The organism is Myxococcus vastator, from assembly GCF_010894475.1.
Classification (GTDB): Bacteria; Myxococcota; Myxococcia; order Myxococcales; family Myxococcaceae; genus Myxococcus; species Myxococcus vastator.
Genome location: NZ_JAAIYB010000034.1, coordinates 1 through 12294 on the forward strand (window position 1 = coordinate 1; position 12294 = coordinate 12294).

Annotated in this window: 8 protein-coding genes and 1 pseudogene; 3 read left to right on the top strand and 6 right to left on the bottom strand. The window is 69.6% G+C overall.

Annotated elements, in window-relative coordinates; translation table 11 throughout:
* From G4D87_RS05590 to G4D87_RS05615, 6 genes and pseudogenes are all read right to left on the bottom strand, one after another.
* Positions 1-717 (bottom strand): annotated as a pseudogene (locus G4D87_RS05590) (hypothetical protein); the annotation flags it as partial.
* A 199-nt stretch (positions 718-916) separates the two neighbouring features.
* A complete protein-coding gene (locus G4D87_RS05595; protein ID WP_163779724.1) occupies positions 917-2164 on the bottom strand; it encodes a serine/threonine protein kinase in 1248 nt (415 codons plus the stop codon).
* 171 nt (positions 2165-2335) lie between these two features.
* Positions 2336-4135, bottom strand: coding sequence for a serine/threonine protein kinase (locus G4D87_RS05600; protein WP_163779726.1), 1800 nt, complete (start codon positions 4133-4135; stop codon positions 2336-2338).
* Between the two features lie 5 nt (positions 4136-4140).
* A complete protein-coding gene (locus G4D87_RS05605; protein WP_163779728.1) occupies positions 4141-5058 on the bottom strand; it encodes a DUF2381 family protein in 918 nt (305 codons plus the stop codon).
* 202 nt (positions 5059-5260) lie between these two features.
* Positions 5261-5731: an NUDIX hydrolase gene (locus G4D87_RS05610; RefSeq protein WP_163779730.1), complete on the bottom strand. Its 471-nt coding sequence runs from the start codon at positions 5729-5731 to the stop codon at positions 5261-5263.
* Entirely contained in the window at positions 5728-6918 is a 1191-nt protein-coding gene (locus G4D87_RS05615; protein WP_163779733.1) for a DUF2380 domain-containing protein, read from the bottom strand. Before G4D87_RS05615 ends, G4D87_RS05610 begins: the two co-directional genes overlap by 4 nt.
* A gap of 514 nt (positions 6919-7432) precedes the next feature.
* Between G4D87_RS05615 and G4D87_RS05620 the strand changes: the two genes are divergently transcribed.
* The 3 genes from G4D87_RS05620 to G4D87_RS05630 all read left to right on the top strand — a co-directional run bounded on the left by G4D87_RS05620 (position 7433) and on the right by G4D87_RS05630 (position 12293).
* Positions 7433-8143 carry a lysophospholipid acyltransferase family protein gene (locus G4D87_RS05620; protein WP_163779761.1) on the top strand — a complete coding sequence of 237 codons (711 nt, stop codon included), beginning with the start codon at positions 7433-7435 and terminating at the stop codon, positions 8141-8143.
* A 69-nt stretch (positions 8144-8212) separates the two neighbouring features.
* A complete protein-coding gene (locus G4D87_RS05625) occupies positions 8213-11389 on the top strand; it encodes a carboxypeptidase-like regulatory domain-containing protein (protein ID WP_163779735.1) in 3177 nt (1058 codons plus the stop codon).
* Between the two features lie 49 nt (positions 11390-11438).
* Complete coding sequence (locus G4D87_RS05630; RefSeq protein ID WP_163779737.1) at positions 11439-12293, top strand: phospholipid scramblase-related protein; 855 nt, start codon at positions 11439-11441, stop codon at positions 12291-12293.
* Position 12294 lies beyond the last annotated feature (1 nt).

Below are 12294 nucleotides of genomic sequence, written 5' to 3' on the forward strand. Positions count from 1 at the left end.
CCTCTCACCAGGACGGCCACCCCAGCCCCCAACCAGGTGGACCTCGTAGTCAGGTCGCACCACCACCACCGCCGTTGCGTCGACGTGAGCCAGCGTCACCGTTGGCGCGTGGCCACCCGCGCGCCCCCAGTCATGCACGGCGGACAGGCCCAATGTGTAGCGTCCGTGCTCCTCGGGCTTGCCGAAGAAGAGGTGCTCCATGTCCAGGGAGAGCTCCGCCCCCATCAACCGCGCGCCCAGCACGTCCGAGGCGAAGGCTTCCGCGTAGAGCGGGCCGACGGTGCCGGTGAAGAAGCCCCCGGCCGGGTGGTAGTCCGGATTCGTCCGGTTGGAGTAGCGACGGACCAGATGCCCGGAGAGGAGTCTGTGTCCCTCCAAGGCGCCGAACCAGACGCCCAGGGGCGCGTCGTCCGAGCCGAACTTGAGGCCACGCACGAGCTGCCCCCAGTCCGAAAGGGAGTCCCAGTCCTCCCGCCGCACGAAGTCCGCGCCCTCACCACCACCCCACAGGCGAAAGCGCACGGGTGCGCCCACGTTCACTCCGAACTCGGGGCCGCCGTCGATGATGAGGGTGGGCTCCACCTGGATGAAGCCGGCGTCACCGCCCGCTCCCGCGCGCGGGAGCAACGCCAGCGTCGTCGCCTCCACGCGCGTCAGGGTGTGCCACCCACGCGCGGGAGGTGCCGACGATGCGGAATCTGCCTCTTCCTCGGGCAAGGGAGGCTCCGAGGCCCCTCCCAGCAAGGGGACCAGGAGCAACAGCAATACGGCAGCACGACTCCGCATCCAACGCATACACGACTCCCGTGAATGCCCCCTCCTGGGGGAAGAAATGACACGCGCCTTCCACCCCGCTCAGCGCGTCACGCCGGGCCGGTAGTGCTTCCGTTTCGGTGAAGGGATTGGAGTGCCGACGTCAGGCGGCTGGTGGCGTCTTCCCGGCCCGACGCGCCCCGGGCGCCGTCGTCAGCTCATCCGAGATGTAGCTTCCCGGCCGCGTCTCGACGGTGTCCGGGTGCTCGCGCCAGTCCGCCGGGACGAAGCCGCCTTCATCGTCCACCAGGCTCAACTCTTCCAGCGCCTCGCCCGCTTCGAGGAGCGCCCGCTGGACCTCCTTCACCGCGTCCTCCGCGCCGTAGGGCCCCACCTGCGACAACTGGGCCCGAATGGCGGTCTCCAGCTCGGCCGCTGACGGGATGCGGTCCGCGGGCTTGCGGCGCAGCAGCGTGTAGAAGATGGCGCGCAGGTGCTTGGACACGCCGAAGGCCGCACGGCCGATGTCCGGGGCGCGATACACCATGGCACACCAGATGGCGTCCTCCACATGGAGTGGCTGCCCTGTCTCCATGAGGGTGATGGAGGCGCGCAAGACGCGCTCATGCTCCGCGGGGGAGAGGCGCGACTCCGCCTCCGAAATCTTCAGGTCCGCCGGGTCGTACAGGTGCCTGCCGGTGGCGAACTCCAGCATCGTCAGCCCCAGGGAGAAGAGGTCCCCGCGCGCGTCCACGGCCTCCCCCAGCATGGCCTCCGGGGCGGCGTAGATGACATCTCCCCTGGGACGCGGCAGCGACGTGGCGATGCGGCCCGCGAGCCGGGAGAAGGCCACGCCGAAGTCCGTCAGCGCCACGGCGCCATTCGGACGCAAGCGGATGCGCGCGGGATTGATGTCGCGATTGACGATTCCGAGCGGCACGCCAGCGTCGTCCGTCCGCGTGTGCGCGTAGGCCAGGGCTCCCGCGACCTCCGCGAACACATACAGGACGAAGGCCTCCGAGAAATAGCTGCCCCGCGTCTGGGCGATGGCCAGCAGCGTGTCCAGGCTGAAGCCCTCCACGGACTCCAGGACGGCGCACAGGCCGTACTTCATCTCGAAGAGGCCATGGACCCGGGCGATGTTGGGGTGATGGAGGAACCGCGCCAGCCGCGTCTCCTCCTCCAGCCGCGCCCGGGCGTGTGGATACATCTCCAGGAACTTCGCCTCCGGCAGGACCACACACTTGAGCAGCACCTTGGACTGGTAGCCGGAAGGGGTGCGCGGCCGAGCAAGCATGAGGCGCTCGCCATTGCGGCCCAGGCCGAGGTTCTGGAGGAACTCATACGCGGTGTCCCCATTGTAAAAGAGGACCGCGCCCTCGGGGGGCCGAGGGTCATCACCATTGGACATGAAGAGGGTCTCCGTGACGCCTTCGCGAGCGACGCCGCGCAAAGACAGACAGCAGGCTACCGCCCGTCGTCTCCAGAGTGAATGACGTCACGGGTCGCCACCGCCCAGCGCCCCGAATTCACTCCCAGTCCGTTGTCATTCCTGGATTGCAAACTCTCTTTACATTCGCGCTCATGGCCAGTGTTGCACGGGGAAGGTCGGTTCGGTGCGGTTGAAGATGACGGCTCCCGGCACCGACCCCTCTGCCCCTTCCTCCGGTCCATTTTCCCCAATGACCAGGCACACGGGATAGGTGTTCCCGTCTGGATATTCGGCCCGGGTATAGCGGGCATAGAGACGCCCGTCCCCCGTCCAGAGCTGGCCGTAGAGAATCGTGCCCGTGGGCATGGCACGCCACCCTTCTTCAACGACACCGCGCACGGGGCCGTCGCCGAACACCCCAAGCTCATCTGCGCGCCCGGGCTGTCGCAGGTCGAGGGTGACATAGACGGCGCCAGTGCCGCGCGTCGCAAAAAAACCCAGCTTCTTCATGGCCGCCCGCGCCTCGGTGGGGCACTCCGCCGAGGCGGGGCGCACCTGGGAGCTGCTCGGGCACCCGAGCTGCAAGGCCACGGCGGCGCTGGCGGCTGCGCACTTCCTGAGGAACTCCGCCCTGCTTCCTCCGGTGGAGAGGGCCTTCTTGGCCGGGGCTGCGGACGGGCTGGTGACGGTGGGGGCACGCTTCACGGCGGGACTTTCCTTCTGGACAGGGACTTGCCGGGGCGACGCTACCCCAGCGGATGAAGTGGTGGGCACAGGCGGCGCGGCACCGGCGTCCCGTGACACGCCGGCATCCACCACGAGCGGGGACGACGGAGCGGGTGATTCGGCCAGGGCCACGGTCCCCGCGTCCCGCGTCGGACGACTCGCGGGCGCCTCTGGGGGAGCAGCGCTCATCATGGAGAGCCCGGCGGCCAGGCCCACGGCCAACACGGCCCCGGCCAGGACGGCCCACCTTCGGGGACGCGGACGCGGCGGTACGGGCTCCTCGGCGCCTGTCGCCGGGTCGAGGCGCGGCTTCGCCGCCGGGGCATGCAGGGGCACCGTCCACTCCGGCCCCGCCTCCATGGCGAAGGCCTCCAGTCTGCGCCGCAGCACCTCCGCCGTTGGGGGCCGATGCTCCGGCTTGCGCGCGATGAACGTCATGGCCACGTCGCTCAGCGGCCCCGGCACGCGCGGATTCAACGTCCGCGCGGGCGGCGGCATCCATCGGCCCTCGACGGGCGCCCTGAAGACGCCACTCACTGGCTCGGGCGCCGTCAACACGTCGAAGAGGCAGACGCCCAACGCGTAGATGTCGTCCGCCACCTTGAACTCATAGCGCGCGTCATGCTTGTCGCCGTTCTCGCGCAGGAACCGGAAGGCCTCCGGCGTGCGGTAGCGCCGCGTGCCGGGTGGGAGCGGCGCGTCCGTCAGGTCCTCGGCGTGGGCGTAGTCGCCCGCGCTGAAGTCGAGGATGAGCGGTTCACCATCCGCAGCGCGCACCATGATGTTGCCCAGCTTCAAGTCCCGGTGGAAGACGCCGCGCCCGTGCATGTAGTCCAGGGCCGCCGCCAGCTTCCCGAAGACGCGGGTGACCTCCTGGGCGGTGGGGTGCATGCGCTCCACCCACTCGGCCAGGGTGTACCCCTCCACGAGGTCGAGGATGACGTAGAGCCAGCCCGTGACGAGGTCTGGCCACCGGCCGTGAGCCCGGGAGGCGATGATGTTCGGGTGCGACAGGTGGACCAGACACCCCAGCTCCCGCTTCAGCCGCGCGTCCGCCTGCTCCGCGTCGCCGCTGCTGGCGCGGTGCATGGCCAGCTTCATCGCGAAGTGCTGGCCATTCTTCTCGACCCGGTAGACGGCGCCGTAGGTGCCCGCTCCCAGCAGTCGAATGACGCGCCACCCGTCCAGCATCTGGCCGGGCTGGAGCTGCGCGGGGTGGTACATGGCAATCACTTTGAAGTCCCTCCCAACATCACACGAAGAGCGAGCGTCCGCCCCCGCCCCGCGCCATCCCCTACTTCCAGATGGAACGCTGCTCCAGCGCTCGCCGGTGGGTTCTTCACCTCGATGACGACGTGCCCCGTGTCGCCTGGAGCAATCACAGGCTGCTGCATCCTGACGGCCACCACCTCGACGCGCTCTCCACTGGAGAGACTGACCAACTCCGCCGTCGTGGCGGCCCACTGCTCCGCGCCTGTGTTCCGCACGCGAAGGAAGACCACGGACCAGGCCTCGGCGTGGAGCGCCATCCCCTTCTCATAGACCAGGCCCAGCCCGGGCTTCGTCGCAAGAACGCGCACAAGCGGATGCCCGGCCACGCCGCGTTCGTCCAGGAGCCCGGCCAGCACGAGTCCCGCGGGGCCGCTGGCCTGACAGCGAGCGTGGAGCGAACCCAGCTCAGCCTCCTTGGCGACCAGCCGCGCCCGCGCGTCCGCCAGCTCGGCCCGCAGCACCTCGATGGAGTCGCGCCGCCGGAAGACATCCACCCGGACATCCACCTCGGACGCGCTGGAGACGAGCGCGAAGACGCCCTGCGCGGGAGCGGCGTCGTCCGCGTAGCGCACGCGAAGCAGCAACCGCTCCCCGGAGCCCAGGTCCATCATGGGCTCCAGCACGAGGACTCGCTCTCCGGCATCCACGAACTGGAGGCGCTCGCGCCCTTCGACCTCGACCGTGCCACGGTCGAGGCGCGCGTCAAAGCGCAGCAGGGTGGTGGTGCCAGCGGCGATTCGAATCTCCGGCACCGGCTCGGAGGGGTTGCCGGAAAGAATGACGCGCCGCTCGACACGCTCGCGTGGGGCCGTGAGGGATTGCGCCGGGGCGGCGAACCCCACCAGCAGGTAAAGAATGGCAACGAGTCGGGGCAATGCGTGCTCTCCGGGCTCGAACCTACCAGACAGCCTCACTCGCGCTTCATGGTTTCCGTTGGGTGGACCGGCCCTTGGCCGCGCCACGGCGCGCGGATGCACCGCGCCGAGGCACAGGTGTTGGAAGTACCCTCCGACAGCGGCGGCTCCCTGGAATGCGCCGCGGCTCCTTCATTGACCTGACAGGTGCCGCCGCTGACGTTCAGGCTTCTTCGTCGGGAAGGAGCGCCCGAAGCAGCTCGTCGTCAGGATCGAGCGGGCGCCAGCCGGGAGGAGGCGGAGTCGCGCGAAGCGCTGCCCTGGCCTGCCTGACCCGCTCCTTGTGAGTATCAGGAGTATCGGCGGACCAGCAGCCGAGCGCTTTGGCCACCTGGAAACGTGTCTCGTCGTCCATCACGGCCGGCCAGCCATTGGGGAGGTTTTCGGCCAGTTCGCGCACGAGTACGTCGCGCACAAACCGTGTGACCTGCTTACGCTGCTCCGCCTCGGCGAGGAGCCCGCTCAGCACCTGAACCCCCGCGACATCGTCCCTACCAAGTTCCTCCGCGAGCTGATTCAGCGAAACGGCAGGACGGGCGGCGGCAAATCCCGTGAGTGAATCGAAACCGTGCTCACGGACTCGCTCGTACAGGCGGGCCTTCCAATTCCCCCGCCATGAACGCCCGTCGGTCATCGGGCACTCCCCGTCGTGAACTTCATTGGGATGTCGTAGCGCTTCATACGCGATGCAGCAATGTTCAGAACCTCATTCCGCGTCAACTGACGTCCAACTTCCACCTCAGCTTCGAGCAGGGCTTCCATGACCATCCGATTCCACTCGCCGGGCCATATGCGTCCCAGCCTCCAGTTTCCTCCACCATGAATCGCTTCATGGTGGGCCCGCTCCAGTCGGACGCAGAACTGGTCGATGTCCATGTCCCCCTTGAAGCCGCGCGCCTCAAACCACTCGCGGTGCTCCTTCGGCAGGACGTGGTGCTTCGGCGCGTCGGACATGCCCGCGCCCGCTCTGCCCGTCACCTGCATGCCGCGCACTTCGGGGCTGTCCCCCAGCGCGTCGCGCACGCCCTTGGGCAAGTCCTGGTGCGCCTGGGCCATCATCACCTGTCCGCCGTGAATGCGGATGGCCGCGCTCACAGCCGGAACGGAGAGGACGCCCGCCTGCACCAGCCTTCGCATCATCTCCACCCACTCCGCGGAGACGACGATTCGCGAGCCCACCATGACGCCACCCGAGTTCATGACGAACCCCACGCCGAGCGTCGCGGGTCCGGCCGGGGGCAGCCGGGGGAGTGACAGCTTCATCGTGGAAATCATGGTGAGCGTCTCCACCACCTGCGCCGCCACCATGAGCTTGGCGCCGTTCTCCATGGCCGCGCGGGCGCCTTGATGAATCGTGTCGAACTCGCGAGTCAGCTCCCCCATCAACCCGGGCATCGCGGTCGCCGCCACTTCGACGCGCTCCGAGTCCCCCGAGGCGAGGTCTGCCAGCGTCGGAGTCATCAGGCTTTGAACGCGAAGCAGGTCCGCGTACAGCTTCTCGACGCTATAGGCGGGGCACTGTCGGAGCACGGCGTCAGCGAGTTGGAGGAAGTCCACCCACGTGGCGAGCAGCAGGGCTCCGAACATCGCGGCCTGGAGCCGAGGCCCCGACATGCGAAGGAGGCCCCGCTCCATGTCGGAGTCCCCCACCTGCGAAGCCACTCCCACCAACGCGGTGGCGCTCCCGAGCGTTCCTCGGAGCCAGGCCCGTTGCCTGGAGCCGTGGTCGAGGTAGCGCGTGAACACCCCATGGAGTCCCCGGCCACCGAGCGCGGGCGGACGCGACGCGAGCCGAGCGCGCGTGGCTTCGCTGCCCTCCATGGAGCGCTTCACCTCGTCAATGGCGTCGAGGACTGCCTGACGCGCCGGGGAGACCCCCTGCCTCCTCCCCCCGACAGTTCCAGAGACAGGGCCAAACCCAACCCGCGTTGCTTCGTTTCGGAGCGCCGCCCGTCGCCAAAGCCGCTGTTGCGTTTCGGGGCCTGCGAGAATGACGCGCCGCTCGACACGCTCGCGAGGGGCCGTGAGGGATTGCGCCGGGACAGCGAACCCCACCAGCAGGTAAAGAATGGCAACGAGTCGGGGCAATGCGCGCCCTCCCGGCTCGAACCTACCAGACAGCCTCACACACGCTTCATGGGCTTCCAATGTCTGTACCAACCATTGACATTGAGCGGATGCACCGCGCCAGGGCACGTTGGCGCGGCACGGAAGAGGGCTCCTGGAAGGACCTCTGACGCCCGTGGGCCCCCAAGTTCAAGCCCACGCGCCAAGAGCCTGTGGCACACTGCGCGCCATTCGACTCCTCTTCTCCATCGTCTTCTGGGCGTTCCTGATGCTCTCCAGCGCCGTGCTCTTCGTGGGCGCCGTGCTCGTGTGGGCCGTCACGCTGCCGTTCGACCGCGACGGCCGCGTCCTGCACCTGTATTCGTGCTTCTGGGCGCAGCTCTACTTCTACGTCAACCCGCTCTGGCACCTGGAGGTCGACGGCCGCGAACACCTGCCCTGGCGGGGCCCGGCCGTGCTCGTGGCCAACCATGAGTCGCTCGGCGACATCCTGGTCCTCTTCGGCCTCTACCGCCCCTTCAAGTGGGTCTCCAAGGCATCGAACTTCAAGCTGCCGCTCATCGGCTGGAACATGCGGCTCAACCGCTACGTCCCCCTGGTGCGCGGCGACAAGGCGAGCATCATCAAAATGATGGCGGCCTGCGAATATTGGCTGGCTCGCGGCGTGCCCATCCTCATGTTCCCCGAAGGCACGCGCTCCTTCGACGGCGTCGTGAAGCCCTTCAAGGACGGTGCCTTCGCGCTGGCCCTGAAGCAGCGCTGCCCCGTCATCCCCATCGTCCTCACCGGCACCGCCCGCACCCTGCCCAAACATGGCCTGGTGCTGAAGACCGCCTCCCGCTGCCACGTCCAGGTCATGCCCCCCGTCGACCCCAGCGCCTTCACCGACGTGGCGTCCCTGCGCGAGCACGTCCGGAATCTCATCGTCTCGGAAAAAGCACGCATCGAGGCCCTGACACCCGGCACCGCCACCCCATAGCGCCAGCCTGAATCCCCGGGCAAAGATGCGCCCCGGGGTCGAGGCGGGGCTCGCGCTCCGGGGGACGCAATGCGCAGACAGCCGCTGGTGATGGTCGCACTCGGGGGGCTCGCGCTGCTGCTGGCCGTGGCGCTCGTCCACCGGACGGAGGACACCGGCGAGCGACGAGCGACCTCCACCGCGCGGCGAACCCCGGCACGGCGCGACCTCGGCGTCCCGACGCCCCCACCGCGTGGCGACCACTCGCTCCGCGGACGCGTGCTTGATTCGCGGCGCCGCCCCGCCGCGGGCATCCAGGTCTCCGCCACGCGCGACATGCCCGGCGAGTCCCTGTCCGCGCGCCCATGTGACACGCGCGCACCGGAGCTGCCCCTCTCCTCCGGAGGCTGCATCGGCGAGCCCGAGGAGCTGGTGCGCGCGCTCGTCGAAGCCGGCCACGGCGCCGCGCCCGTGGTGGCCCAGGCCCGCACCGCGGCGGACGGAACGTTCCTGCTCGAAGACCTCTCCGAGGGCAGGGTGGCGCTCTGGGCCATCGGCGAGCGCCACGCCACGCTGGCCCTGGAGGTCCGCACCGACGCCCAGGACGTGCAGCTCGTGCTCGAAGCAGGCCACTTCCTTCCAGGCCGCGTCGTCGCCGAGTCCGGCACACCGCTGCCCGGTGCGCGCCTGACGCTCTTCCACCAGGACCACGCCCGCTTCTTCGAGGCCCTGGCCGACGCGGACGGCCGCTTCGCCTTCGGTCCCCTCCCGCCGGGCGAATACACCGTCGTCGCCACCCACGAGGGCCTGCTCACGGCGTCGCGCCAAGAGGTGGACGCGGAGCAGCTCGACCCCATCGTCCTTCATCCACCGCGACGGCTGTCCGGCCGCGTGCTCGCCCAGGACAAGCCGGTGCCCGGGGCGGACGTCCACGTGGAGGACACGCCGCATGTCACCGTGACGGACGACCAGGGCCGCTTCTCCTTCGAGCCACTCGCGCCGGGCGACTACGAGGTGCGCGCGGCGCAACAAGGCGAGCACGGATTCGCCACGGTGTCGCTGACCGAGGAAGGCGGGGACGCGGAGGCCACCGTGCGGCTGGGCACGCTCGTCTACGTGGAGGGCTCGGTGCGTGACGAGTCCGGACGCCCCATCGCGCGCGCCAGGGTGGGCGCCGGCGCGGCCAGGGGACGGGCGCCTCCCGCGGACGACGTCACCACGGCGGAGGATGGCCGGTTCCGGCTGGGCCCCCTGCGAACGGAGCCCTACATCTTCAACGTCATGGCCCCAGGCCACCAGGGCCAGTTCCGTGACGTGGTCGCCAGCCCCGGCGAGCGCGTGGACTTCACCCTCGCGCGCGCCCACCTCCTCCAAGGCACCGTCACCGACGCCCACGGCAACCCCCTGCCCGACGTGGACGTCGACGTGGACGACGAGGTTCACGTCGAGACCGGGACCTTCCGCAAAGACGTCGACCCCACCACCTCGGACGAACACGGCCGCTTCGAGCTCACGTTCCCCGACCCTGGGGGCTACACGCTCGTCCTCACCCGCCCTGGACACGTGGAGGAGCGGGTGGAGGTGGACGTGCCGGGCCCCGCGCTCAGCGTGGCGCTGCGCGCGGCGGGCCAGGTGGAGGGGGTCGTCACGAACACCCAGGGCGTGCCCATCCCCGGCATGACGCTCAGCCTGGTGGACACCCGCGAGGCGGTGGCTTCCCAGGAAACCGAAACGGACGCGGAGGGGCGCTTCCTCATCACCGAGGTGGGGCCGGGCACGTACACGCTGATTTCTGGGCCGGACCTCGGCGTCAGCGGGCCCAAGGCGCTGCGCACCGTCACCGTGCAGGGGACGGAGCGCGTGGAGGCCTCGCTGCGGCTGGAGACGGGCGCCCCGGTGTCCGGCATCGTCGTGGACGAACACGGACGCCCGGTGGCGGACGCGCGGGTGGACGGGAACAACTTCCCAAGGTCCCGTGACGGCGTCTTCGAAGGCACCTCCAGCGACGCGGAGGGACGCTTCACCTTGCACCACCTGGCGGAGGGCGCGTGCGCGCTGAGCGCGTCGAAGGACGGTTATGCCTTCGAAGCCCCAGGCCCCACCGTGGCCGGGCGCCCCCCATTCGTGGTCTTCGCGAGGTCCGGGGCGGACGACGTGCGGCTGATGCTGCGAAGCCAGGGCCGCATCCGCGGCCGCGTGGTGCGCGGAGATGGCTCCCCCATCACCCGCTTCACCATTGACCAGCAGTCCTTCCGGGACCCTCAGGGCGCCTTCGAGCTCGCCGCCGAGTTCGCGGGCACGCAGCGGCTGACCTTCGAGGCCCCCGGGCTGACACGCGCGCTGCGCGAGGTGCAGGTGTCCGCGGGCCAGGACGTGGACCTGGGCGCGGTGCTTCTGGAGGCCGGACGCCTCGTGCGCGGCCGGGTGGTGGACGCGGAGACGTCGCGCCCCATCGCGGACGCCGTCGTCGAGGCCCACCTGCCCGATGAAGGGGGCTGGACGAAGGACGTCGCGCCCATCGCCGCGGAGGCCACCGGCACGGACGGGACGTTCGCCTTCGCCCCGCTGGAGGCGCGCCCGCTGGACCTGCTGGTCCATACGTACCGGGGCCACCCCCCGCTGCGCCAGCACATTGGCACCGGCGACGAAACACTGGAGTTTCGAGTCGCCCCGGGCGCCCAGGTGGACGGCACCCTGAGAGACCGCGACGGAAAACCCGCGGAAGCCATTGTCCAGCTCGTGGACAACGACGGGAACTACTCCGCCTCGGTGGACGGAGCGTTGGGGACGTTCCAGGCCCGGAACGTCCCGGCGGGCATCTACACGCTGTCAGCCTCCATGGGACAGAACGAGGAAGGCCGCGCCGTGGCCTTCCTTCCGCAGCGCGTGACGATTCCCCCCACGGGGAAGGTGACGTTCGCCTTCACGGAAGCCACCGGCGGCGGCACGCTGCGGCTCGGCATCCGGATGCCTCCGGCCAGGCCGGGCGAAGGGCGCTACCAGGCGCTGCTGGCGGGCACGGTGCCACCGACCGTGTCCGCGCGGGAGCTGCGCACGCGGGCCCGCTTCAGCGACCTCCGCCCGTCCACGAAGAGCCAGGAGGGCGTGTGGGTGTACGAGCAGCTCCCTGGTGGGACGTACACGTTCATCGTCCTGATGGAAGAGGGGAAGCCCGCCCGCGTCACCGTCCACCGGGAGGAGCTCTTCCTCACGGAGGGCGAGACGCTGGAGCGCGAAATCCAGGTGATGCCGCGGCCCCTGCCCTGAGCGGGGGTGGGATTATCGGGGAGCCCGGCCCAGGCTTAGAGTGAAGTGAATGAGCGACAAGCGCCCCCTCGCGGACACGACCGAGTTGGAGCTGGACTGGCGGGGCCGCGAGCCTCGCAAGCCCGAGGCGCCCGCCAGCGCGGCCCTGGAGCCGCTCTCCGAGGTCGAGGTGCCCTCCGGCGCGGGCAAGGGACTCCCTGGAGACCCCAAGCACATGGGCACCGAGCTGCGCATGGCGCTCCAAGGAATGATGGAGGCCCCCGCGCTGCGCATGCGGCAGTTTCGCGAGGGCCTGGAAATCATCTTCGGAGCCCAGACGCGCAACCGCTACGAGGTCTGCGACGACATGGGCCGCGTCGCGCTGTACGTGGAGGAGGAGGCCCGTGGCTTCGGCGGCATGCTCCAGCGGACCTTCTGGCCCTTCTACAAGGCCCGGCTGGACTGCATGACCCTGGGCGGCATCGTGGCGCTCGTCGTGGAGCGCCCCTGGAGCCTCCTCCTCACGAAGGCGGACATCCTCGCCTGGGATGGCCGGTTGATGGCGCGCATCCAGCAGCGCTTCACCCTCCTGGGGCGCAAGCTGGACATCGTCACCCCGGGCGGCGCCGTCATCGCCACCGTGAAGGGGCCCCTGTTCAGGCCCTGGACCTTCCGCGTCCTCCAGAATGACGTGGAGGTGGCCGTCGTCCGCAAACGCTGGAGCGGCTTCCTGCAGGAGAGCTTCAGCGCCGCGGACAACTTCACCCTCGACTTCCAGCCCCAGTGCACCGACTTCCGGCTGCGGCAGCTGGTGCTGGCCGTCGCCCTGCTCGTGGACCTGACGTACTTCGAGAACAACAGCTCCCGCTCCGCCCTGGGCCCCGGGCTGGACCTGTTCGACGCGTTGATGTTCTGGAAGAAGTAGC